Annotated in this window: 22 protein-coding genes and 4 tRNA genes; 10 read left to right on the forward strand and 16 right to left on the reverse strand. The window is 49.2% G+C overall.

Annotated elements, in window-relative coordinates:
* Window positions 1-39 precede the first annotated feature (39 nt).
* Window positions 40-600 (forward strand): flavodoxin family protein, encoded by a 561-nt coding sequence (locus tag BZJ17_RS01415; RefSeq protein ID WP_077639543.1) that lies wholly within the window; start codon window positions 40-42, stop codon window positions 598-600.
* A 95-nt stretch (window positions 601-695) separates the two neighbouring features.
* On the opposite strand, the gene tyrS is transcribed toward BZJ17_RS01415, so the two are convergent.
* The gene (gene tyrS / locus BZJ17_RS01420) at window positions 696-1,883 is read right to left on the reverse strand and encodes a tyrosine--tRNA ligase (RefSeq protein ID WP_077455305.1); all 1,188 of its coding nucleotides are present in this window, start codon (window positions 1,881-1,883) and stop codon (window positions 696-698) included.
* Between the two features lie 244 nt (window positions 1,884-2,127).
* Between tyrS and BZJ17_RS01425 the strand changes: the two genes are divergently transcribed.
* On the forward strand, window positions 2,128-3,453 hold the full coding sequence (locus BZJ17_RS01425; protein ID WP_077455306.1) for a peptidoglycan DD-metalloendopeptidase family protein: 1,326 nt from the start codon (window positions 2,128-2,130) through the stop codon (window positions 3,451-3,453).
* Between the two features lie 87 nt (window positions 3,454-3,540).
* Here BZJ17_RS01425 and erpA read toward each other — a convergent pair whose 3' ends face one another.
* Window positions 3,541-3,882: an iron-sulfur cluster insertion protein ErpA gene (gene erpA / locus BZJ17_RS01430; protein ID WP_069588460.1), complete on the reverse strand. Its 342-nt coding sequence runs from the start codon at window positions 3,880-3,882 to the stop codon at window positions 3,541-3,543.
* A gap of 214 nt (window positions 3,883-4,096) precedes the next feature.
* On the opposite strand from erpA, the gene hemL reads away from it, so the two are divergent.
* On the forward strand, window positions 4,097-5,389 hold the full coding sequence (gene hemL / locus BZJ17_RS01435; protein WP_077455307.1) for a glutamate-1-semialdehyde 2,1-aminomutase: 1,293 nt from the start codon (window positions 4,097-4,099) through the stop codon (window positions 5,387-5,389).
* Between the two features lie 116 nt (window positions 5,390-5,505).
* Here the strand turns inward: hemL and glsB are convergent, their stop codons facing one another.
* Together glsB and trmB are read right to left on the reverse strand one after the other, a co-directional pair.
* The gene (gene glsB / locus BZJ17_RS01440; RefSeq protein WP_069588473.1) at window positions 5,506-6,426 is read right to left on the reverse strand and encodes a glutaminase B; all 921 of its coding nucleotides are present in this window, start codon (window positions 6,424-6,426) and stop codon (window positions 5,506-5,508) included.
* A gap of 94 nt (window positions 6,427-6,520) precedes the next feature.
* A complete protein-coding gene (gene trmB / locus BZJ17_RS01445) occupies window positions 6,521-7,237 on the reverse strand; it encodes a tRNA (guanosine(46)-N7)-methyltransferase TrmB (protein WP_077455308.1) in 717 nt (238 codons plus the stop codon).
* 206 nt (window positions 7,238-7,443) lie between these two features.
* Between trmB and mutY the strand changes: the two genes are divergently transcribed.
* The 7 genes from mutY to BZJ17_RS01480 all read left to right on the forward strand — a co-directional run bounded on the left by mutY (window position 7,444) and on the right by BZJ17_RS01480 (window position 10,537).
* A complete protein-coding gene (gene mutY, locus BZJ17_RS01450; RefSeq protein ID WP_077455309.1) occupies window positions 7,444-8,532 on the forward strand; it encodes an A/G-specific adenine glycosylase in 1,089 nt (362 codons plus the stop codon).
* Window positions 8,529-8,807, forward strand: coding sequence for an oxidative damage protection protein (locus BZJ17_RS01455; protein ID WP_069588452.1), 279 nt, complete (start codon window positions 8,529-8,531; stop codon window positions 8,805-8,807). The genes mutY and BZJ17_RS01455 overlap by 4 nt, the downstream gene beginning before the upstream one ends.
* A gap of 96 nt (window positions 8,808-8,903) precedes the next feature.
* The gene (mltC, locus tag BZJ17_RS01460) at window positions 8,904-10,046 is read left to right on the forward strand and encodes a membrane-bound lytic murein transglycosylase MltC (RefSeq protein ID WP_077639544.1); all 1,143 of its coding nucleotides are present in this window, start codon (window positions 8,904-8,906) and stop codon (window positions 10,044-10,046) included.
* A 136-nt stretch (window positions 10,047-10,182) separates the two neighbouring features.
* Window positions 10,183-10,258: transfer RNA gene (locus tag BZJ17_RS01465), tRNA-Phe, on the forward strand.
* Between the two features lie 45 nt (window positions 10,259-10,303).
* Window positions 10,304-10,379: transfer RNA gene (locus BZJ17_RS01470), tRNA-Thr, on the forward strand.
* Between the two features lie 2 nt (window positions 10,380-10,381).
* A tRNA-Phe gene (locus tag BZJ17_RS01475) sits at window positions 10,382-10,457 on the forward strand.
* 4 nt (window positions 10,458-10,461) lie between these two features.
* A tRNA-Asn gene (locus tag BZJ17_RS01480) sits at window positions 10,462-10,537 on the forward strand.
* A gap of 222 nt (window positions 10,538-10,759) precedes the next feature.
* Here the strand turns inward: BZJ17_RS01480 and BZJ17_RS01485 are convergent.
* From BZJ17_RS01485 to BZJ17_RS01540, 12 genes are read right to left on the reverse strand one after another with little or no spacing between them, the layout of a single operon-like run.
* Window positions 10,760-12,451, reverse strand: coding sequence for a SpoIIE family protein phosphatase (locus tag BZJ17_RS01485; protein WP_077639545.1), 1,692 nt, complete (start codon window positions 12,449-12,451; stop codon window positions 10,760-10,762).
* 7 nt (window positions 12,452-12,458) lie between these two features.
* Window positions 12,459-12,758: an STAS domain-containing protein gene (locus BZJ17_RS01490; RefSeq protein WP_077639546.1), complete on the reverse strand. Its 300-nt coding sequence runs from the start codon at window positions 12,756-12,758 to the stop codon at window positions 12,459-12,461.
* A gap of 8 nt (window positions 12,759-12,766) precedes the next feature.
* Window positions 12,767-13,930: a methyl-accepting chemotaxis protein gene (locus tag BZJ17_RS01495; RefSeq protein ID WP_077639547.1), complete on the reverse strand. Its 1,164-nt coding sequence runs from the start codon at window positions 13,928-13,930 to the stop codon at window positions 12,767-12,769.
* Window positions 13,920-14,972 carry a chemotaxis response regulator protein-glutamate methylesterase gene (locus tag BZJ17_RS01500; protein WP_077455314.1) on the reverse strand — a complete coding sequence of 351 codons (1,053 nt, stop codon included), beginning with the start codon at window positions 14,970-14,972 and terminating at the stop codon, window positions 13,920-13,922. The genes BZJ17_RS01495 and BZJ17_RS01500 overlap by 11 nt, the downstream gene beginning before the upstream one ends.
* Window positions 14,972-15,622 (reverse strand): chemotaxis protein CheD, encoded by a 651-nt coding sequence (locus BZJ17_RS01505; protein WP_077639548.1) that lies wholly within the window; start codon window positions 15,620-15,622, stop codon window positions 14,972-14,974. The genes BZJ17_RS01500 and BZJ17_RS01505 overlap by 1 nt, the downstream gene beginning before the upstream one ends.
* A gap of 1 nt (window position 15,623) precedes the next feature.
* The gene (locus BZJ17_RS01510; RefSeq protein WP_241824905.1) at window positions 15,624-16,469 is read right to left on the reverse strand and encodes a protein-glutamate O-methyltransferase CheR; all 846 of its coding nucleotides are present in this window, start codon (window positions 16,467-16,469) and stop codon (window positions 15,624-15,626) included.
* A 2-nt stretch (window positions 16,470-16,471) separates the two neighbouring features.
* On the reverse strand, window positions 16,472-18,871 hold the full coding sequence (locus BZJ17_RS17565; protein ID WP_077639549.1) for a methyl-accepting chemotaxis protein: 2,400 nt from the start codon (window positions 18,869-18,871) through the stop codon (window positions 16,472-16,474).
* A 3-nt stretch (window positions 18,872-18,874) separates the two neighbouring features.
* Window positions 18,875-19,345 (reverse strand): chemotaxis protein CheW, encoded by a 471-nt coding sequence (locus BZJ17_RS01520; protein ID WP_069588433.1) that lies wholly within the window; start codon window positions 19,343-19,345, stop codon window positions 18,875-18,877.
* Between the two features lie 11 nt (window positions 19,346-19,356).
* Window positions 19,357-19,854 carry a chemotaxis protein CheW gene (locus tag BZJ17_RS01525; RefSeq protein ID WP_077455317.1) on the reverse strand — a complete coding sequence of 166 codons (498 nt, stop codon included), beginning with the start codon at window positions 19,852-19,854 and terminating at the stop codon, window positions 19,357-19,359.
* 9 nt (window positions 19,855-19,863) lie between these two features.
* A complete protein-coding gene (locus BZJ17_RS01530) occupies window positions 19,864-21,978 on the reverse strand; it encodes a chemotaxis protein CheA (RefSeq protein WP_077639550.1) in 2,115 nt (704 codons plus the stop codon).
* A gap of 21 nt (window positions 21,979-21,999) precedes the next feature.
* The gene (locus BZJ17_RS01535; RefSeq protein WP_069588426.1) at window positions 22,000-22,359 is read right to left on the reverse strand and encodes a response regulator; all 360 of its coding nucleotides are present in this window, start codon (window positions 22,357-22,359) and stop codon (window positions 22,000-22,002) included.
* 22 nt (window positions 22,360-22,381) lie between these two features.
* A complete protein-coding gene (locus BZJ17_RS01540) occupies window positions 22,382-22,639 on the reverse strand; it encodes an STAS domain-containing protein (RefSeq protein ID WP_077455320.1) in 258 nt (85 codons plus the stop codon).
* Window positions 22,640-22,893: the final 254 nt, after the last annotated feature.

Raw genomic sequence — 22,893 nt, forward strand, 5'->3', positions numbered from 1 at the left:
CCCTAAGGACTGTTAGACAGCCACCAGCAAGGAGCCACAATGTTACGTATTGCGATCATTTATCATTCGGTCAGTGACCATACACACGCACTCGCCACCACGATTGCAGAAGGGATCCAAGCTGGCGATGCCGATCCCCTCGTCTATCGTATTGAGCCTGATGTGATTAAACATGGCCGTTTTATCGACGAAAAGGTCTTTACTCAGCTTAAAGATGTGGATGCGATTATTTTTGGTGCACCCACCTACATGGGCGGGCCAAGCGCACAATTTAAAGCGTTTGCCGATGCATCCAGCCCAACGTGGGAGCAGCAAGATTGGCGTGGTAAGCTAGCTGCCGGGTTTACGGTAGGAAGCCACACGGGAGGAGACCAATCAGCCACCCTCAGCTRCTTCCAAACGTTAGCCAGTCAACACGATATGCTATGGCTTAGCTTAGGTCGTGCCAATATCGGGGTCGAAAACATCAACCCAACCGGCACAACACATGGTGTCACCGCCCATGAAACCGGAGAAGGACTGAGTGAAGCCTGCTTACAAACCGCCTTCTATCTGGGCCAACACATGGTTCGCGCCTTGAAAGGGGTGTGGCACATTTAATCGCGCCTCACACCGAGCATGATGCGCATCAGGATCATGCAGGTATAAAAAAAGCCCTCGCATACATGGCGAGGGCTTGTCGATTCAACGGATAATTAACCTAGCGTCACCCGAGCGAACTTACGTTTACCCACTTGGTAAACGGCTTCGCCTGCCGCAGGCACCAGCTTAGTATCTTCGACTTTTTCGCCGTCAATTTTCACCGCGCCTTGACGTATCATACGCAGCGCATCTGATGTTGAGCTAACCAAGCCGGCATCTTTCAAAAGGTTACCAATCGCAATGCCTTGCTCAAAGCTAAAGCTTGGCATCTCGTCAGGCATCGCCCCTTTTTGGAAACGATTGATAAAGGTCTGCTCGGCCGCATCCGCATCCGCGTCTGAATGGAAACGCGCGATGATCTCTTTCGCTAGCAAGATTTTAATGTCACGTGGGTTTTTGCCCGCTTCGACATCTTTCTTGAACTGAGTCACTTCCTCTAAAGGACGGAATGACAACAGCTCGTAGTAATCCCACATCAAATCGTCAGAGATAGACATGATCTTACCGAACATATCATCCGGACGTTCGCTCACACCGATGTAGTTATGGGCGGACTTGGACATTTTCTTCACGCCATCCAGCCCCACCAACAGCGGCATAGTCATAACAACTTGCGGTTTCTGTCCAGCTTGCTTTTGTAGCTCACGTCCCATCAGCAGGTTAAACTTCTGATCCGTACCGCCCAGTTCTACGTCTGCTTCCAACGCGACAGAGTCATGCCCTTGTAGCAGCGGATAGATAAATTCGTGGATCGCAATGGGTTGGTTGCTGCTGTAACGCTTTTTAAAATCATCACGCTCTAGCATACGGGCCACGGTTGAGCTTGCCGCAAGGCGGATCATGCCATCAGTGCCCAACTCACCAAGCCACGTCGAGTTAAACTCAATGCGGGTTTTGGCCGGATCGAGAATTTTAAACACTTGCTCTTTGTAGGTTTCTGCGTTTTGCAGCACTTGCTCACGCGTCAACGGTGGACGGGTCGTGTTTTTACCACTCGGATCACCGACCATGCCGGTATAGTCTCCGATCAAGAAGATGACTTCATGGCCGAGCTCCTGAAACGCGCGCAGCTTATTTAGGATCACTGTGTGCCCAAGGTGGATATCCGGTGCCGTCGGATCTGCACCCAATTTAATACGCAGAGGACGATCTTCTTTAAGCTTGGCAACCAGCTCGTCTTCAGGGATTACTTCATCAACGCCACGTTTTAGTTCTGCTAGCGCGGCTTCCAGGCTCGCCATAGTCTCTCGCTCCTACAAAATAGGCAAAAATGTGATAAACCGACATACTACTCGAATAGCGACAGTTTTTGAAACCAGTTAGACTTATAGCCAGTGTGCAAGGTGTGCACAGTGGCTGCCGGCAACAGATGTTTGTGGTCTTTGTGTTAACCGTGTCAAATTATTATCAGGGCATCATCCCCAATAAACCGATTGGGAATCTGACTGTCATATTTTGTATTCGCAGTGATTCAACATAGTTTTCATGCCGTTAAAAAAACTCGCAGCTTTACCTAAATTACATAAACTCACGATAGGTGCACTAAGCGCGTTCGTGGTATTACTCATCCTTGTCCCTGATGGCGCAAGCACGCCACGCCCTGAGCCAAACTTCGAACTTGGCAAACATTACCCCTTACCCGTCGATGCCGTCTCTCTGCTGCCGCCTGAAGGTGAAATGCCAGCGCAGTTTAAACGCCATATCAACTGGCAAAGTTATGAAGTCCAGCATGGTGAAAGCATGGCCTTGCTGTTTAATCGCGCCGGTTTGAGTCCAACCACACTCTATCGTCTGGTTAACGCGGATGAAGGTACCAAAAGCTTGGCCTATCTCAAGCCAGGAGATGAAGTGCGTTTGGGCGTTGATGAAAGCGGTGAACTGGTGCAACTCATTCAGCCACGCGGCACCAATGAAACCCTGATCGTGAGCAAGGTCGATGATAAATATCAGTCACGCATCGAGACAAAAAACATTGATACACAACTGAACTTCGCCCGCGCTACCATCAAATCAAATTTCTGGCAGGCCGCTACCGATGCGGGGTTAGATCCGAATCAGATTATGCAGCTTGCCGGGATTTTTGGCTGGGACGTAGACTTTGCACTCGATATTCGAGAGGGCGATAGCTTCTCTGTGCTTTATGAAGAAGAGTTTGTTGAAGGTGAACATATTGGGAGTGGCAACATCTTGGCTGCCACCTTTACCAACCGAGGGGATACGTTCACCGCAGTACGTGCCAAGAATGGCAAATATTATACCCCCACGGGCAAAGCGATGAAAAAAGCCTTCTTACGCTCTCCTGTGAACTTCCGTTATGTCAGTTCGAACTTTAATCCGCGTCGCTTACACCCAGTGACAGGACGCGTAAAGCCCCACCGAGGGACAGATTATGTCGCTCCGGTTGGCACCCCTATCAAAGCCGCGGGGGATGGCGTGGTCATGAAAGCCTCATACAACCGCTTTAATGGTAATTATGTGTTTATTCGCCACAGCTCAACCTACATCACCAAGTATTTGCATTTGACCAAACGCAAAGTGAAAACGGGTCAGCGAGTCAAACAAGGGGATATCATTGGTACCTTGGGAGCTACAGGCCGGGTAACAGGGGCGCACCTGCACTATGAGTTTTTGGTGAATGGTGTCCATAAAAACCCGCGCACGGTGCAATTACCCGAAGCTAAATCACTGCAAGGGCAAGAAAAACAAGCCTTTGTACGCCTCGCTGAGTCACGCATGGCGCAGCTAAGTAAGTTTAATCAACTGCTTGCCTCAGTCGGACCGCTCAGCTATCACGCCAATAACGGCGGATAACCGAGCTGCACACACACAAACGGCGCCTGTCGGCGCCGTTTGTGTTTGATAGCCAAAACTATCCGCTATAGACGTCTCGTGAACCCATTATACGCTAAAGGATGCGCCACACCCACACGTCGTGGTCGCATTCGGGTTATTAACAAAGAAACGTGAGCCTTCGAGCCCTTCGGTATAGTCCACCACACCGCCCATTAGGTATTGCAAGCTCATGGGGTCAACCACTAACTTCACGCCGCTTTTTTCGATTTCCATATCGCCTTCATTCACGTTTTCGTCGAAGGTAAAGCCATATTGAAAGCCGCTGCAGCCACCACCTGTAATGTAAACACGCAGTTTCAGATTTGGGTTTTCTTCTTCCTGAATCAGCGTTTTAACCTTAGTCGCCGCTGCTTCTGAGAACTCTAACGGCAAAGGTGCATCGCTCATTGTTACCTCACATGCTCATCGTGCTTAGCGTTGAATTATCTAATACCTGAGTAAAGTGTTCAAGTATTACCCGATTGATCGAGGGTGTGATCAGTACGTATAAATTGCCACTCAGGGGTCAATCAAATCATACTCCATCTCGCCAGTGATCCGTATCTTTGGTTAAAATGCCCCAACGCAATTTAGGCTTACGCCTTACATAACAGGATATGTCATGACCAAATCAGCACAACTTTTCCAACAAGCAAGACGCACCATTCCAGGTGGCGTGAATTCTCCCGTACGTGCTTTTGCCGGCGTCGGCGGCGACCCTGTCTTTATGGAGCGCGCCGATGGCGCTTATATTTTCGATGCCGACGGTAAAGCCTACATTGATTTCGTCGGCTCATGGGGCCCGATGATCTTGGGTCATAACCATGCTGCTATTCGTGAGGCTGTGATTGATGCCGCTCATCGTGGCCTAAGTTTTGGCGCCCCGACAGAAAGTGAAATCACATTATCAGAATTAGTGGCAGAGCTGGTGCCGTCGATGGAAATGGTCCGCATGGTCAACTCAGGCACAGAGGCGACCATGAGTGCGATTCGTTTGGCGCGCGGCTTTACCAAGCGGGATAAGTTCATCAAGTTTGAAGGAAACTATCACGGTCATGGCGACTGCCTGTTGGTTAAAGCGGGCTCTGGCGCTCTCACCTTGGGTGAGCCTAACTCACCGGGGGTGCCTGCTGACTTTGCGAAACACACGCTGACATGTACCTATAACGACCTCGACTCTGTCCGTCAGACCTTTGAAACCTATCCAGACGATATCGCCTGTATCATCGTTGAGCCTGTATCAGGGAACATGAACTGCGTCCCGCCACAGCCAGGCTTTTTGGAAGGACTACGCGCCCTTTGCGACGAGTTCGGCGCTCTGCTGATCTTTGATGAAGTGATGACCGGCTTTCGCGTGGCACTCGGCGGCGCTCAAGCTTACTATGGGGTGAAACCCGATCTCACCACACTGGGTAAAATCATCGGGGGTGGTATGCCTGTGGGAGCGTTTGGTGGTCGTCGCGATGTAATGGAGTATATCGCGCCGACTGGCCCAGTCTATCAAGCCGGTACCCTCGCGGGTAACCCTGTGGCTATGGCAGCGGGCCTCGCCTGTCTCAGCGCATTGCGTCAGCCAGGCAACCATGATTATCTGGACAGTATCACCAAGCAACTGGCCGATGGTTTTAAAGCCCTTGCGGACAAACACGACATTGCACTGACCACCAACCAAGCCGGTGCAATGTTCGGTTTCTTCTTCACCGATAACGACACGGTCACATGTTTCAAAGACGTACAGCAATGTGATACAGAACGCTTTAAGCGCTTCTTCCACTTAATGCTAGAGCAAGGTGTCTATCTTGCACCGTCCGCTTATGAAGCCTGCTTCACGTGCTTAGCGCACGGGCAAAAAGAGATCGACGCCACCTTGTCGGCGGCCGACCATGCCTTTGCTACCCTAGCCGCTGAGGCATAAGCACGCGCAACCTTGGATGACATCTGTGCTTGAGTCACAAGCAAAAAGCCCCGCGAGATCTCGCGGGGCTTTTTTTCACTTGCGCTGATGGTGTTAGGCCTCATCACCGCCAAAAACTAGAATATCGAGCGCCCAATTCGTGCTGATAGGAGCTCAAGGGCAGCCGTTCCTGCCAACGAGTTGCCGGAAGGGTCAAGCTCAGGCGACCATACTGCAATCGACATTTCACCGGGAACGACCGCAATAATGCCGCCGCCCACGCCGGATTTGCCCGGCATCCCAACACGGTAGGCGAATTCACCCGCACCATCATACAAGCCACACGTAGCCAGTAGCGCATTCAATTGTTTGCTCTGGGTTTTGGTGAGGATCGCGCGCGCGCGCCCCAACGGCTTACCCTGATTGGCAAGATAGAAAAACGCTTTCGCCAAGTCCACACAACTCATTTTCAGCGCACAATAATGAAAATAATTGGTCAGTACCGGCACGACCTCGTTTTCAAAATTACCAAATGCTCGCATCAAATAGGCGATTGCGGCATTGCGGTCACTGTGCTGCATTTCCGAGTCCGCGACCACTTTGTCATAGCAAATATGAGGGTTTGCCGCCAGCGCGCGAACAAACTCCAACATCCGCTGGCGCGGTGCCGATTGACGCGTATGCAGCATGTCACTGACCACCAGTGCCCCTGCATTGATAAATGGATTACGCGGGATACCTTGTTCCATCTCAAGCTGAATAAGCGAGTTAAAGGCTTGTCCAGAGGGCTCTTTGCCAACACGTGCCCAAATCTCATCCGCTTTGTAGTTTTGCATCGCAAGGGTTAGGCTCAACACCTTGGAGATCGATTGAATCGAAAAGGCTTCATCTGCATCCCCGGCGCGAATGATCTCACCGTCGTTGTAACATACCGCGATGCCTAACTTATGATTCGGCACGTCGGCCAGTGCGGGAATATAGTCGGCAACTTTGCCTTTGCCGATCAGCGGACGCACATCATCCAGGATGTCAGATAATAATTGAGAACTGGGTTTCACTTGCTTGCTCCCTTTACAGCTTGGGACAAAAAAGCCAACCCAAGGTTGGCTTTCAGTGCACATCGAAAAGTGGCGCCCACAAGGCGTCAGTCAATCACGCCGTGCGTGTGTATTTAATATCCCACACACCATGACCGAGTCGATGACCGCGTTGCTCAAATTTGGTAAGCGGACGATCATCAGGGCGCGGAACATAATACCCCTCTTGGGCGATGTTTTGATAGTGTGGCGCAGCGTCCATTACTTCAATCATATGCTCGGCGTAGTTTTCCCAGTCCGTTGCCATATGGAATACACCACCGACTTTAAGCTTATCTCGGACCATTTCAGCAAACGGGAGCTGAACAATGCGGCGTTTGTGGTGGCGCTTTTTATGCCACGGGTCGGGGAAGAAGAGTTGCACCGTATCCAAGCTTTCTTTCGGCAGCATTTGTTCAAACACTTCCACCGCATCATGGCACATCACACGCAGGTTAGTCACACCGGCCTCACGCGCTGCCATCAGGCATGCACCCACACCCGGGGTGTGTACTTCAATGCCAATAAAGTTTTTCTCTGGCGCGTTTTTCGCCATTTCAACCAAGGAAGCCCCCATACCAAAGCCAATCTCTAACACCACAGGATTGCCATTGCCAAACACCTGCTGCCAATCCAATTCAGTGGCCTCAAAATCAATGCCCATGGTTGGCCAGCATTCATTCAGCGCTTGTTCTTGGCCTTTGGTTAACCGGCCTTCGCGACGCACAAAGCTGCGAATTTTGCGAATGACTTTTCCATCCTCGGTCAGTTCGGTTTTAGTGACTTCAGTCATGATTGTATGCCTGTGATGCAGTGATTGGGACTCAATGGTTCGCGCAAGACCCAAGATTGTTGGAAATCTAAACGGACTGCGCATTATGCAAAGTTTTCACGCCAGCGCAAGTTGGGATCAAGTGATCCTATTGGTGATCCCTGTCGTTAGTGTACCCTGTGCCCTGCATCCGTGCACGTGTGAGCAAAACAATAAGAGAGATCGCAGTGAGTCAATCCTTTTCAGACGCCATCTTGGCATGGTACGACCAATATGGACGTAAAACCTTGCCGTGGCAGCAAAACAAGACGCCTTATAAAGTCTGGCTAAGTGAAATCATGCTTCAGCAGACACAAGTCAGTACGGTTATTCCTTATTTTGAGCGCTTTATGGCGCGCTTCCCAACTGTGACGGACTTGGCGAACGCGGATCAAGACGAGGTTCTCCATTTGTGGACAGGGCTTGGCTACTACGCGCGGGCACGCAACTTACACAAGGCCGCAAAGGTGATTGCCGAGCAATACGACGGCGTTTTTCCTACCACATTAGAGGCCGTGATGGCCTTACCCGGGGTGGGACGTTCCACCGCAGGTGCGGTACTTTCCCTATCGCTTAAACAGCCACATCCCATACTCGACGGCAATGTAAAACGCACACTCGCGCGTTGCTTTGCCGTCGAAGGATGGCCGGGGAAAAAACCGGTTGAAAACAAGCTCTGGGCGTTGGCAGAAACACTGACACCCACAACAGACACGGATAAGTACAATCAAGCCATGATGGATATGGGCGCTATGATCTGTACCCGCAGCAAGCCGAAGTGCGAGCTTTGCCCCGTCGCGGAGCGGTGTGAAGCGCGTGCGCAAGGACGCCAACTCGATTTTCCCGGAAAAAAACCGAAAAAAACGCTACCGGTCAAACAGACCAGTTTTTTACTGATTCAGTATCAAGACGAAATCTGGCTAGAGCAGCGCCCACCCAGTGGCCTTTGGGGGGGACTATGGTGTTTACCCCAAGCTGAAGAGCAACACGCCGAGCAAGCAATTCAAGAGAAGCTACAAGGCCTCGTCCCGCTACGCACCGAAGTATTAACTGCGTTTCGCCATACCTTTAGCCACTTTCACTTAGATATCGTGCCGATCAGCGTCACGGTATCGCAACGCCCTCAAATCGTCATGGAAGCCAATCAAGGGCTTTGGTATAACTTGTCACAACCCGCAAAAGTTGGATTGGCGGCCCCAGTAAAAAAGCTGTTAACCTTGCTTAATCACGAACGCCAACGCCCCCAAACAGGCGATAATGAGGAACCTAGATTATGAGCCGTACCGTATTTTGCCAACGCCTCCAGAAAGAAGCTGATGGCCTTGATTTTCAACTCTATCCCGGTGAGCTGGGTAAGCGTATTTACGATAACATCTCAAAAGAAGCGTGGGCTGACTGGCAGAAAAAGCAAACCATGCTCATCAATGAGAAAAAGCTCAACATGATGGATCCCGAGCACCGTAAATTGATCGAGGCTGAGATGGTGAAATTCCTTTTCGAAGGCCAAGACGTGCAGATCGATGGTTACGTGCCACCGGAAGATAACCAATAACGCGCGCTGCGCCACAAGCAGATTGCGTTATCACTGCAAATCACCCGCATTGTGTTAGGCTAAATGCGGGTGTTTTTTATGCTAACGCGATGAAAGATGACGCGATTACTCTGTTTACTGATTTGCTGTCTGAGTTTACTGATCACAGGTTGTAGCCGCGAAAGCGTCGAGCAGTACGTGGGCGTCAGCTATAAAACGACCAACCGATTTGCGAAAAACCTCGCCCCTCTCCCCGGTCAATTTGAAAAAGACATTGACGCGCTCAACCAATTAATCGGTCAGTTTACTGGCAACATTGAAGTGCGCTGGGGTGAGAATCAAGTCTTTGTGTCGGGCAAACGCGACTACGTTAAATACACAGATAACTATAAAAGTCGGGCTCGGATTGATTTTGAACGCGGTGTTATTCAAGTTGAAACCGTCGCCACAGACAATCCAAAATCACATTTAAAACAGGCAATTATCACCACCCTACTCACACCTCAAGACCCTGCCTCTGTCGATCTTTACTCGGCGGCTGAGGTGCCGCTCGAAGGTCGCCCCTTTTTGGAAGGACAAGTGGTGGACCACGAAGGTAAAGCCATTAGCTGGCAGTGGCGCGCGAATCGCTTTGCCGAGTACTTACTCGACCACCGTCTGAAGAAAAAACAAGTCCGTTTTCAGAATATGTATTACGTCACCATCCCTATGGTAAGTGATCACGTCGCGAAGCGAAGTTATCAGTATGCTGATATCGTCCGCCGTGCCGCCAAGCGCTATGATATTTCAGAACAGCTTATCTATGCGATTATCAAAACGGAAAGCAGCTTCAACCCCTATGCGGTAAGCTGGGCGAATGCTTACGGGTTAATGCAAGTTGTCCCTAAAACCGCAGGACGCGATGTGTTTAAATTGGTGAAAAAGCGTCCTGGCCAGCCCACTCCGAAATACCTTTTTGATCCAGAGAAAAATATTGATACTGGCACTGCGTACTTCTACATCCTTAAAAACCGGTATCTTAAAGCCGTACGCGATCCACTCTCTTTGCACTACAGTATGATTTCCGCCTACAACGGTGGAACGGGAAATGTGCTACGAACCTTTGATCGCAATCGCGATCGCGCCATGCGAGACTTAAATAGTCTAAAACCTAATCAGGTGTTTTGGGCGCTTACCCACCTCCACCCTTCTTCGGAGTCTCGGCGCTACCTACAAAAGGTAACGCGTTACCAAAAAGAGTTTGCGAATTTACTCCAATAAGCCCTGATGAAACCCTGAAAATTGTGCACTTTTATGGCATTTCGCTGCCTTTTTATCCAAACAACACGATTAGCGCACTTTTTTCAAAAAAACAGTTGACGGTGAGACGGAAAATCCGTTTAATAGCGCCCCGTTGGCCCGGATAGCTCAGTCGGTAGAGCAGGGGATTGAAAATCCCCGTGTCGGTGGTTCGATTCCGCCTCCGGGCACCATATAATGAAATAATGGTGTGACACACAGTATTTCGCAATTTGTGTGCCGGCTTAGCTCAGTTGGTAGAGCAACTGACTTGTAATCAGTAGGTCGCCAGTTCGACTCCGGCAGCCGGCACCATTGCCTCGATAGCTCAGTTGGTAGAGCAGGGGATTGAAAATCCCCGTGTCGGTGGTTCGATTCCGCCTCGAGGCACCATTATTCCCCCATAGTTCAGTTGGTAGAACGGCGGACTGTTAATCCGTATGTCACTGGTTCGAGTCCAGTTGGGGGAGCCACATTTAAAGAAAGCGTTAACCGAAAGGTTGGCGCTTTTTTTGTTTGGCTATCGCCAAATATGTCACTGGGCTAGGCGCCCCCGTTGAGTCCAGTTGGGGGAGCCACATTTAAAGAAAGCGTTAACCGAAAGGTTGGTGCTTTTTTTATTTGGCTATCGCCAAATATGTCACTGGGCTAGGCGCTCCCGACTAGGCGTCCCTCCCCAGTTACAGGCCTATCCGTTACGCTTGGCCATTGTTAAGCTTAAAAACCGCTTCAACGGCTCGACCTTGATCACTGTAGCTAAACTGCTCGCATATCGATTTAATCAACGTAATCCCTCGCCCAGACAAGCTCTCCACATCATGGTTGGTTTCTCGGATTTGACGTTCATAATCAAAGCCCTTCCCTGAGTGCGCCATCTTCAAAATAAAACGCTGTACCTTGGGCTGAAAAGCTAACTCCAACTCAATGTAATGCTCACCACTTAGCGCATCGAGTTTTTCTTGCCGTGATAGATAGTAATTAAAGAAACCATCCACATCGTTTTTCGATACGGACTCGAGGCCCAAAATACCATAATCGAGCGCATTATTGAGAAGCTCTGATATCACAGTGCAAATTAAATCAAGATCAGTACTTTCTCCCACGATGCCTTTTACTCGCTCCCTTAAATCAGCGATTAAATCGGCTTTTTTCAGTAACTCGGTATCAAAACGAATTTGAGTACACGATGGGACGACAGAATAAGGTTGCAGTGAAACTGTATTGTCTTGCCTTTCAGGGCAAGCAATCGGAAAAGAAAGCTCTAACATGGAAATGTCATCGGTAACGCCAGCATCCCCTGCGAAGGCTGAAAGTGTACGCTTTACTTGCTCAATTAAGCTGCCTTGGCAACCACTTAGCGCACGAATAAGTCCAATTTCAGACAGCTGCTTATCAGACTGATTTCTCGCTTCAATTACGCCATCTGTGGCTAAGAATAGACGCTGCCCTTCTCTAAACTGTAACCGCGTGATAGTCGCATCAAAGCTCGCCCTGTCTTGCGCCCCTAGTGCCATGTGTCGGCCGTGATGGGTTTCTAACACTTGCCCATATTGATCAAGACTGTAAGCATCCGGCATCCCACCACTCCACATATTTACAGTTAATCCATCTGGCATCACTTCCAAAACCGCACCAGCGAGCATAGTGCCAACGGGCATAAAGTTGCGTAAGTGAGTATTAACTTCACTGGCAATATCGCCCACCGGTAAGCCTCGTTGAGCGGTTGTGATAAAGGTTTTCACTGCGGGAATAGTACTTATTGCCGCAGGAAGTCCATGCCCTGTGGCATCTGCAATCAGGATATATAGCCCACCCAAAGGCCTGGGTAATATCATGGTGACATCGCCATTAAACAAACTGTATGAGCCTGAGTAACTATCAATCCCTGATACACCCGATAAGCTAAATGACATTAAACGTTCAAAAATTTGGCTTGCCATCTCGTGCTCATAGACGGTAGCCTCTTGAAATTGTTTCAACTGGTCGCGTTGGAAAGTGACTTCGCGGAACAGACAGGTATGACGAAAGTGGGTCCGGACTTTAACGATAAGCGTCGCAACATTCACCGGCTTACTCAAAAAGTCATCACCGTATTGCATGCAGCTTGCATAAATATCTTGGTCATCAACACCCGTTAAAAATATGATAGGTAGCAACTTTTGCCAGAAACGCCTACGTATTTCCTGCGCCATTTGATACCCATCAAGCGTCGGCATATTGACATCAGAGATGATCAAGTCTGGAAACATTTCCGGCGAGATAGATCCCAACAGTTGAAGCGCCTCGCTACCATTCATCGCCATGCTGATATTATCAGCTTCGTCCTTTAAGGCTGCTGCAATATAGTGCACCAACGCCGGCTCATCATCGACCACCAACACGTTCATAGGCGACTCACTCTATTTTGAATTTTTTCTCAAATTTGGCGATAAACAACACACGCTTAATCGCATCCGGACAGTTGATTAGCCGAATTGAACCATCAGATTTGTTTAAATAGTCCTGCATGTTCAAAAGAATGCCGAGCCCCGCACTGTCCATATAGGTCGCTTCTCGGAGGTCGACAATCACCTCCTGATCAGTAAGATCGGCATAAGCATCTCGGATCTCTTGCACCATCGTAAAGTTGAACTCGCCTTTCACATGCAAGATCACCTGTTTCCTATCCTTTTGTTCGTCCCGTCGAATTCTCATTGGCACCTCTAAAATAATTCAATTTCACCTTCATCAAGGGATTGTTGTTTTGCAGGGGCACGTTTGGCAGAGCCTGCTTTTTCTTCAATGGCATTGACCTTTTCATTTAGCGCATGCCAATCGATATCCTTTTCCGACATGGTTTCAATAATCAGTGCGTTCAATTCTTCCAAAATATGCAGATTGTCGAGTATGTGCCCACCTTGTTGCGTGATAATGTCAGCAAATTGTAGGTTCTTAATACACGAGCCAATTTCTTGCTGGACCTGCTCCCCGAGCATGGAGACCCGTTCTATTTCCTGGCCGACCTGATCGTTGACCGATTTCACCCCTTCGAGTAACGAGTCAATGTATTCTTTGGACCGAATTGACTCAGTCATATCTAAAGAAGCAATTTCCCCTACGGTATCCTTGGTTTTATCGACACTTTCTTGGGCGAGATCGATATGCTTGTGGATTTCAGTATTAAGGTCTGTCGCCTTAATCGCGAGTGAGCGAACTTCTTGGGCAACGACCGCGAAGCTGCGTCCATTTTCGCCGGCGCGCGCCGCTTCAATGGCTGCGTTCAATGCGAGCAAGTTGGTTTGATCAGACATGGCTTGCACATCATCCAACAGTTCAAACACCTCATTGAGTTTGCTCGACATTTCTTCAATGGTATAAATGGACGACACGCTTTTATCACTGACCTTGACCATAATGTCGATGTAAGCATCAATCGCACGTTCAGTTTCGGGTAACACCTTGGTCAGACTGTACTCGCTTTCTTCGTTATGCAGCAGTTCGTTCGCCATACTGGTCGCAGTCGCGACCTGGTCCTGACAGGCACTTTGCATACTAAAAAAGCTCCCATTTAAGCTTTCAACCGATTCATCAATCACCTCACGTTGACGCGCTAACTGCTCACGGATTGGTACCAACTCAATCGATAAAATATGATGAATACGGCGTAGCAGTTGTTCAGGGGCATCCTTTTCCACCATGTCGGCCCCTTCTTCCATACCAACCGAAGCGCGCTTTTTCGATAAATGAAGAAGCTGTCCACCCATTAATACCAAGACCAACACAGCAAACACACCGACTTGCCACGTCATCGACCATAACGCAAAACCAATCGTAAGAAGTAACGTCAATATCGGTGGCCATATTAGGGACTTAGAATCACTTGCCATAGACTGTCTCCACTAAGAAATTTGCCACATTAGAGAGCGGAAGGACTTGTGATGCGCCCCCGAGTTCAATTGCGACACGTGGCATCCCCCACACCACAGAGCTGGCTTGATCCTGCGCCGCCGTTAATGCACCGGCTTGATGCATTTTTAGAAGACCGGATGCTCCGTCTCTCCCCATGCCAGTTAAAATGACCCCCACCGATTTAGCACCGACGGCTTCTGCAACAGAGGAAAACATCACATCAACAGACGGGCGGTGACGCTCAACCGGCGCTTCATCCGTCGGTTGGCAATATAAATGACCTTGTCGATTGACCACCGTAAGATGGCGATCGCCCGGCGCTACATAAACATGCCCTTGAATAAGCGGCATGCGATCAGCCGTTACTTCTTCGACGGATAAACGGCAAGCTCGGTCTAACCGCTGAGCGAAAGGCCCACAAAAAGCCGCCTTGATGTGCTGGGTAACCACGATGGGCGGCATGTGTTCGGGCAGTCTTTCAAGCACGCCCCTTAGCGCCTCCGTACCGCCAGTGGAAGCACCCAGCGCAATAACTTCATACCCTTTGCGATTATAATGATGACGATTGACCTGCACAGGTGCTGCTTGTTTACCCCACAGAGGTTGACCAATGTTGGCTTGGGCCGCCGCTTTCACTTTACTCACCAGCTCATCCCGCTCTTGGGTCATGGCGGTGGCAATGTTGGCAGACGGTTTAGGCACATAGTCGACCGCACCAATCTCCAGCGCCGTTAAAGTGACCTCAGCCCCATGCTGGGTCAAGGTCGATACCATCACCACAGGCATTGGCCGTAAGCGCATCAAATTTTTAAGAAATTGAATACCGTTCATCTTCGGCATTTCAATGTCTAACGTAATCACATCCGGATTTAGCTTCTTAATTTTTTCCCGTGCTTCATAAGGATCTTCCGCCGCCCCTATGACCTCAAGGGCAGGATCACTCTCAAGACACTCCCGAATCAATGTTCGATAGAGCGGTGAGTCATCAACGATCAGTACTTTATAGCGATACTTACTCATCAAAACAGCTCCACATCTTGATCATCAGCGCTGTCATCTCGAGATTCTTGGAGCAAGCGTTGATTGTATTGGGCCTCTTCTGCCACCAGCTCTTTTTGACTGAGAGACTGAATTTTCTTCACCCAAGCTTTTCCAGTTCTAGGATCAAACAACACGCGGCGAGGAAAAGACTGGCCAAGGTCTTCCGAGACTAAGGTCAGATCTTCATTGGCAACATAGCGACGAACAAACTCAATGTTTTTGCGTCCTATAGCAATGTTCTGCCCCATGATATTGCCCCCACCAAAAAGCTTGACGCGTAAACGGTTTTTTATCGCCCCTTGTTGCAACAAGGTATTGATGAGGATCTCCATGGCATAGTTACCGTACCGCGCCGCATGAGACATGTATTGCTCTGCACTCCATTCTTTCGCCGCTTGGTCATCTTTAAGTGGCAACATAAAGTGATTCATGCCGCCAATATTGGCGAGAGGATCCCAGATACATGCAGCAATACACGACCCTAACCCTGTCGCGATAAGCTCGTCGTCCGAGCTGACGTAAATCTCTCCCGGCTTCAATTTCACCATGTGCCTGTCATGCTCTGGACTAAAAAAACGCTTTACGGTTTTTTCTTGGGCATGATGGTGCAGTTCTAGTGCTTGGTGCATATCACTCCCGTTTGCGATACATGGTATGGCCGAGGTTGTCGAATTTATCCGCCATTTTTCCAATGCCTTCTGAGTGGCCGATAAATAAAATGCCGCCCGGCGCTAATTGGCGCCAAAAGCGCTCAATTAACCATTGCTGCGTCTCGCGCTCGAAATAAATCATTACGTTACGACAAAAAATTGCATCCATTGCATGCTTGTGAGGCCAGTCACCTTTTAGATTAAGTTGCTTAAAGCTAATAATGTCGCGTAGCGCTCGTTTGGCTTTAAATAAATCCTGCTTAATCCCTTTTCCTTTTAGAAATCCCGGTTTGAGATACTCCGGTGGGATGGTGTTAACAACATCCAAGCTGTAGGTGCCGTTACTCGCTGTGTTTAGTACTTGGGTGTCGAGATCCGTTGCCAATAAATGAACATCCATTTGACCACCAATCATGCCGTGACCCGCCAATACTGACGCAATGGTGTAAGGCTCTTCACCGGTGGAACACCCTGCCGACCAAATCCTCACCCGCTTTTGCTTACGTTGTTGCCACAGGGGGATCAACTGATGGGCGAGGAAATCAAAGTGATGACGCTCGCGAAAAAATTGCGTTTTATTGGTGGTGAGTGCATTGATAAAAGCCACTCGCTCGTCAGCACTTTTCTCCACCAACGCAAAATAATCATCAAAGGTTGCCACGCCCGTTCGGCGCAAACAGCGCGCCAAACGGCTATACACCATACTTTTCTTTTTGTCCGCCAACGAAATACCGGTTTCATTCAGCATAAATGTCTGCACAAACTTAAATTGCGTTTGGCTGAACGAGTATGCACTCGCAGATGACGAGCTCACCGGCGCACTCACGCTTAAAACTCCTCCCACTCATCACTGACTTCAGACGCCGCGCTTTTTCCCGAATTCACCGCTTTTAGCCGTGCTGCTGGCGCGGCTTCTCCATTGCGATAAGGCGCTGGTTCTTTCTTAGCCGCGACCGATGAACGGGGTGAAGCGGGTTTCGCATTCGATTGTGCAAGTTGCTTATCGACTAACTTTTCGGCATCAATATCGATTTGGAAGAAACCGATTAGATTAATCAATTCAGCACTCTCATCGCGCATTGACTGGCTAGATGCTGCGGCCTCTTCCACCAAAGCTGCGTTTTGCTGCGTCATTTGGTCCATACGCGCCACCGAACGGGTGATCTCGTCGATTCCAGTTGCCTGCTCTTGGCTCGCCGCATTGATCTTGTCGATAAGCTGAGATACTTCCATCACCGAAGAGACAATTTCTTCCAACATCTCCCCAGATTCATCGACCAGTTTCGAACCTTGGGTGACTTTCTCGACACTGTCTTTGATCAGTTCTTTAATTTCTTTGGCGGCACCAGCACTGCGCTGCGCCAAATTACGGACTTCGCCCGCGACAACGGCAAAACCTCGACCTTGCTCGCCCGCTCGCGCCGCCTCAACGGCCGCATTCAGTGCCAATAGGTTGGTTTGGAAGGCAATTTCATCAATCACGCCAATGATGTCAGCAATTTTCTTGCTCGCATCATTGATTTCGGCCATGGCTTCAACGGTTTCTTTGACCACTTCACCGCCTTTGTGTGCTTTTTCACTGGTTTTAGACGCTAGGGTGTTCGCAGAGGCGGCACTTTCCGCATTTTGCTTCACCGTGGCCGTCATCTGCTCCATGCTCGCCGCGGTTTCCTGTAAGTTGGCCGCTTGCTCTTCAGTACGTTCACTCAGATCGTTGTTACCCTCAGCAATTTCAGCGGAAGCAGACGCCACACGTCCTGAAGAATGGGTGATCTTCTCCACCATATTGCGCAAGTTGTTGATTGAAGCATTCACCGCCTGGCTCAGATCTTCAAAGTCCCCTTTGTAATCCTCGGGCATATTGATTTTCAGATCACCTTTCGATACGCCACGCATCACGCGAATACACTCATTCAATGGGTCGACAACACTATCGAGTAATTGGTTAATTCCGTTACCCAGTTTGGCCATCGAACCACTGTAATTACTGGTATCCATTCGATCACTAAGGTTACCATCGGCCGCTTTTTCGATAAGGTCTTCTACCTGACGCAGGCTATCCATTTGTTCGGTAATATCCTCCCATTGCAACCCTGGCCCCATGTATTCACCGTCATCGTCATAAAGAGCAATGCAATTGAGCGCAAATTCGAGCGCTGCGACCTTAATTTCAGCTTTCAATGGCATCCGGTCTGGGTTGGCAATCACAGACTGTTGGTGCGACGGGTTTTTGTGGAATTGATCAATGCTAGTACCAACTAGCTTGTCTACAGAGAAGCCAGGGAAGACCTCGCGCATCTCATCCTCGCGGCTCTTAAGCAGCTCAGTAACTGCAGGATTGAGGTAGCGAATGATGCCATCTTTATCCGCCAGCATCACTTTGGTCGTCATGCCCTCTACCACAGCGGCCAGCCGCGACCGCTCAGCTTCTTTTTTGCGACGTTCTGTCACATCACGCCACTCAATGGTGGTGCTGATATGGCTACCATGCCGGTCGTAACTTGCCGTCGCATGAAACTCAAAGCGAGCTGCTTTAAATCGAATATCACGGTTTATGGGTAAGTTATTCGGCGACAGGAATATGTCACATTGAAGCTGTGGAAACAGATAATCGATTTGCTTACCGATAATATCGTCACGATTCGCGACAAACGCATTGTTTTTACTGCGAAATGTCTGCTCATGCTGCTTACATAAGCGGACGGTTTGCTCATTCACATGCGTGATCTCACCGTGCGTTCCTAAAATAACAAACGCACTGTGGGTATTATCCAATGCGCCTTTTAGCAAGCTATGCTCTTCGCTCTGGTGAGCGCGTGCGGTTATATCACTAAGCTCAACACTAAAGCCTTGCCCATCCGTCACTTTGCTGGCAGACACGCGCAGCTTCCCAGCGCCAATTTCAATGTTTTGTACCGAGGGCTTGTCGTCTAATAGCTGCTGCCATTGCTGATAATCGACCAAGTCTGACGGCAATACTGCACTCATTGGTTTGCCAAAAAGCATGTCACTTTGGGCAGTGAATTCGGTATTACCACGCTCTCGAATCGCCGCTTGATAACATTGCAACAACTGCAATGCCCGTCGGTTAATCAGTGTGATTTGCAGTTGATTGTCGAGCATAATGAGTGCAGCAGGCGCGACATTGAGTGCCGCAAGAAGCTGCACATTCTGCTTTGTTTGTTGGGTTTGTTGCTCTTGCTGTACTTCCCTTTTAAACCACGCCATATTCTAGTCCTCGTTCGCGATCTCGGGTTGTGCTGTTTGCTGTAACTGATCAAAGTCAAATAACTGCTCTAAATTAATCAGAACCACATGCCTATCATTCACCGAGGCGATCCCTTCCATGTACCACTCTTCGCGTCGATGTAGCCCAGGCGGGGCTTTAATTTGCTCTGTACTCAAGTTATGTACCTCTGCAACGGCGTCGACCACGATGCCCAATGAGATACCTTGCTTGTCTCTTACGATGATAATTACGCTCATTGAGGTCAGCGTGGCTGGCGGCATACCAAAACACTGGCGAATATCCATGATGGGGATGTATTCTCCCCGTAACTCCAGCACACCTAACATGTGCGGCAACGAATTAGGAATACGTCGCACCTGTGACCAACCGCGAACCTCTTTCACATCCAAGATGTGCACGCCGTACTCTTCGTCTTCCAGTAAAAAACTCAAATACTCTCGTGATTGCTCCATATTTATTTCACCTATATCCAGTGCTCGATACGCAGCAACTCATCAACATTGATTAATGACATTACCCGCTGGTCAACATTGAGCAGGCCACTTACGTAGGCAATCACTTGGGAATCACCGATAGGTGGCATAATCTGCCCTTCACCTTGATCCACCACATCTGATACCGCATCCACCACAACGCCCATGACCTTGTGGTTCGCGGCTTCACTGGCGCGTAAAATCAGCACGACCGTTTCACGGTGGTAGTCCGCTTTTTTGGTGTTAAACCGCACACGTAGATCCATGACAGGCACAATCATGCCGCGCAGGTTAATGACGCCGAGAATAAATTCCGGAGAACGCGGCAATAGTGTTGGCGGCTCCCAAACTCGGATCTCTTCGACGGTTTGGATATCCACGCCATAAAGCTCACCCGCTAAATCGAAGCTCAGGTAATCGCTGCCTTGTAAACGATCGACGCGGTCGTCAATGTCCACCACGTCTTCCGACTGCATCAGATTCTGCATGGCCTCTCCTTATGCCGCGGCGATATGACCGCTAGCGTCACTGACGCGCGACAAGAATTGCGTAATGAGTCCTTGGATATCGAGGATGAGTGATACCGAGCCGTCACCCAAAATAGTGGCACCGGAAATACCTGCCACGCGGGTATAATTAGACTCTAAGCTTTTGATCACGACTTGCTGCTGACCCAGTAATTCATCGAGCAACAGCCCGACTTTCTTATCGCCCGCTTCAACCAAGCAAAGCAATTGCTTATCGAGATCCTCGCCACAGTGCCCTAACCCAAATTCTTCTTTTAAGCGCAAAATAGGGATGTTTTCATCGCGTAGGCGATAAAGCTGTACGCCAGACGCGGTTTTAATTTGTTGGCTATCAATTTGAATGGATTCGATAATAGAAATAAGTGGCACCACATAAACTTGGCCCGCCACCTTGACGAGTTGTCCGTCCAAAATCGCCAGCGTTAATGGCAAACTGATTTTGAATGTGCTGCCTTTTTCGGGTGCTGAGTGCACATCGATATTACCGCCCAACTGCTCGATATTACGGCGTACGACGTCCATCCCCACACCACGCCCTGATACGTCTGATACCTGATCAGCGGTTGAAAAGCCCGGTGCGAACACAAGATTGAACACTTGCGTGTCCGTCAACTCATCAATCGGTAAGTCATCTGAGATGAGGCCCTTATCCAGCGCTTTTTGCCAGATTTTTTCTTTGTTCAGTCCGGCACCATCATCGCTAACTTCAATCACAATAGAGCCGCCTTGATGATAGGCATTCAAATGCACTAACCCGATTTCGGGTTTGCCTTTTCCTTTTCGCTCTTCGGGGGACTCTAAGCCATGGTCGACCGCATTTCTTACCAAGTGCACCAGCGGGTCGGAGATACGCTCTAAAACCGTTTTATCCAGTTCAGTGCTTTCCCCTTCAATCATCAGCTCTACACGTTTACCTAACTGTGATGACAGGTCGCGAATCAAACGAGGGAAACGGTTAAAGGCAAAACTAATCGGCAACATGCGGATATCGAGCACACTCTCTTGTAGCTCTTTAGTGTTTTGCATCAACTGCTCGAGACCTGACTGGAGTTGCTCAAGTTTTTCTGGAGAAAAGTTACTACTGAGTTCAGCCAGCATAGATTGTGTGATCACTAATTCGCCGACCAAATTGATCAGGTTATCGACTTTGTCGATCTCAACACGAATGGAGGAAACGCTAGCATCACTTTTCGCTGCAGGTTTGGGCGCCGTTTTTTTGCCACTGGATTTGCTGGCTGTCTGAGCCTTGTCCGATGTTTGTTCCTCAGCAGGTTGCGCTGATGCCACAAGCGCACTATCAGAAGCCACTGTATTCTCTGAAGCTGAAGCAGTCGCCGCAGAAGAAGATCCTGCCGATGCTTCCTCATTGCGCGTAATACTCAGCTCACACTCATCTTCGACCCAATCAAAAATCGCTTCGATATCTTCACGGGGAATATGCCCATCAACGCGCACTTGCCATTTTAAAAACAATTGCTCGGGATCGAGTTCGGTAAAATCTGGCAGAGCAGAGGGATCACACACAATATCCGCCCCACCGGGGAGTGCTTCAAGCTCTCGAAGAATACGTACCGGATCATTGCCGGAAAACAACATATCTGGGTGAGGCTCAAAACCAACCAACCATTCGCCCGCTACCGAGACAGCCGGGACATCAGCGACGTCAGGTGCTTGCGCTTCGGAGGGCGCTGCGGCCTCATTTCCCATGATGGCGTTTAGCGCTTCGGTCACCGCATCACGTTCAGAGCTGTCGTAGTCAGTGTCGTTTTCATACGACTCCAACATAGACAAAATGCAGTCCCCACCACGCAGCAGCACATCAATAGTGTGACTATCTAGCTGCCGCTTCTCTTCACGCGCTTCATCAAGCAGCGTTTCCATGTCATGGGTGAAATGACTGATATCATCGAGATTAAATGTCGCGGCCCCCCCTTTAATCGAGTGGGCTGCGCGGAATATGGTGTTAATTGATTCTAGGTCAGTGGCTTCAGGGTCAAGAGCCAATAACTCTCGCTCCAGCACTTCCAGATTCTCGCGGCATTCTTCATAAAAAATACGCCGTAGCTGGTCCATGTCCATGGCCATAGAATCCTCCGTCGATGCGCCTTACAACACGCGCTGTAGTGTTTTCAGTAAGGTGTCTGGATTAAACGGCTTAACGATCCAGCCCGTCGCTCCGGCAGCTTTACCGGCCGACTTTTTCTCTGCTGATGTTTCGGTGGTCAGCATCAAGATGGGAGTAAATTTGTACTGCGGCACGCCGCGCACTTGTCGCACAAACTCCAACCCATCCATCACTGGCATATTGACGTCTGAAATAATGAGGTCGAATTTTTTAGTCTTCGCTTTGCGCAATGCGTCTGCGCCATCGTTTGCCGTTTCAACTTGGTAACCGGCTTCTTTCAAGGTATGACTCACCATTTGCCGAATGGATACTGAATCATCTGCTGCAAGTATATTTGCCATCCTCTTACCCCAACTCCATGTATTAACGATTGAGCTTTAGTAGCTCGACCATGCCTGCGGTTTGCGCGGCGCTATACAGGCTTTCAGACACATTTTGCCACTGCAGTTCCTCTTGGGTTCGAACCAAACAAAGTAATAACTGCAAGCCCGCCCCATCAATCCGATTGACACTGCCCGCGTCTAGGGTGCACTGCTTTTCGTCGCCGATTTTGTTTGCGATTTCTTCTTTAATTGATTGAATCTGGGTGATATCTAATGACTCTCCAAGGGTAATTTCCATCACAAAGCTGCTCTAACTGTTTGTTTAAAAAAACATGTTTTTTGTTTCGCGTTATAAGTGTAGCAACTATCTACCAAGTGATGATTTTTTAGCCATAGCAAAAAAAGAGGATGTTCAGGAAGATGTTCATTTAAAACAAGAAAGCTGGACAGCAAAGACAAAAAATACAGTCGCTTAAACATTGGATGGGACGACGAAAGAAAGGCGTATGAAGAAATGCATGCCGCATGCCGGATTTGAAATTAGCGAGAATG

The organism is Salinivibrio sp. IB574, from assembly GCF_001996205.1.
Lineage (GTDB): Bacteria > Pseudomonadota > Gammaproteobacteria > Enterobacterales > Vibrionaceae > Salinivibrio > Salinivibrio proteolyticus.

Excerpts from the sequence above, each read along its gene's own strand:
- BZJ17_RS01520 (WP_069588433.1), bottom strand. The coding sequence starts at position 19,345 with ATGGAGCAATCACGAGAGTATTTGAGTTTTTTACTGGAAGACGAAGAG.
- BZJ17_RS01535 (WP_069588426.1), bottom strand. The coding sequence starts at position 22,359 with ATGGCAAATATACTTGCAGCAGATGATTCAGTATCCATTCGGCAAATG.
- BZJ17_RS01525 (WP_077455317.1), bottom strand. The coding sequence starts at position 19,854 with ATGCAGAATCTGATGCAGTCGGAAGACGTGGTGGACATTGACGACCGC.
- BZJ17_RS01540 (WP_077455320.1), bottom strand. The coding sequence starts at position 22,639 with ATGGAAATTACCCTTGGAGAGTCATTAGATATCACCCAGATTCAATCA.
- erpA (WP_069588460.1), bottom strand. The coding sequence starts at position 3,882 with ATGAGCGATGCACCTTTGCCGTTAGAGTTCTCAGAAGCAGCGGCGACT.
- hemL (WP_077455307.1), top strand. The coding sequence starts at position 4,097 with ATGACCAAATCAGCACAACTTTTCCAACAAGCAAGACGCACCATTCCA.
- BZJ17_RS01505 (WP_077639548.1), bottom strand. The coding sequence starts at position 15,622 with ATGCACCAAGCACTAGAACTGCACCATCATGCCCAAGAAAAAACCGTA.
- BZJ17_RS17565 (WP_077639549.1), bottom strand. The coding sequence starts at position 18,871 with ATGGCGTGGTTTAAAAGGGAAGTACAGCAAGAGCAACAAACCCAACAA.
- mltC (WP_077639544.1), top strand. The coding sequence starts at position 8,904 with ATGACGCGATTACTCTGTTTACTGATTTGCTGTCTGAGTTTACTGATC.
- BZJ17_RS01485 (WP_077639545.1), bottom strand. The coding sequence starts at position 12,451 with ATGAACGTGTTGGTGGTCGATGATGAGCCGGCGTTGGTGCACTATATT.
- BZJ17_RS01500 (WP_077455314.1), bottom strand. The coding sequence starts at position 14,972 with ATGAGTAAGTATCGCTATAAAGTACTGATCGTTGATGACTCACCGCTC.
- BZJ17_RS01495 (WP_077639547.1), bottom strand. The coding sequence starts at position 13,930 with ATGGCAAGTGATTCTAAGTCCCTAATATGGCCACCGATATTGACGTTA.
- trmB (WP_077455308.1), bottom strand. The coding sequence starts at position 7,237 with ATGACTGAAGTCACTAAAACCGAACTGACCGAGGATGGAAAAGTCATT.
- BZJ17_RS01455 (WP_069588452.1), top strand. The coding sequence starts at position 8,529 with ATGAGCCGTACCGTATTTTGCCAACGCCTCCAGAAAGAAGCTGATGGC.
- BZJ17_RS01425 (WP_077455306.1), top strand. The coding sequence starts at position 2,128 with ATGCCGTTAAAAAAACTCGCAGCTTTACCTAAATTACATAAACTCACG.
- BZJ17_RS01490 (WP_077639546.1), bottom strand. The coding sequence starts at position 12,758 with ATGAGAATTCGACGGGACGAACAAAAGGATAGGAAACAGGTGATCTTG.
- tyrS (WP_077455305.1), bottom strand. The coding sequence starts at position 1,883 with ATGGCGAGCCTGGAAGCCGCGCTAGCAGAACTAAAACGTGGCGTTGAT.
- BZJ17_RS01530 (WP_077639550.1), bottom strand. The coding sequence starts at position 21,978 with ATGGCCATGGACATGGACCAGCTACGGCGTATTTTTTATGAAGAATGC.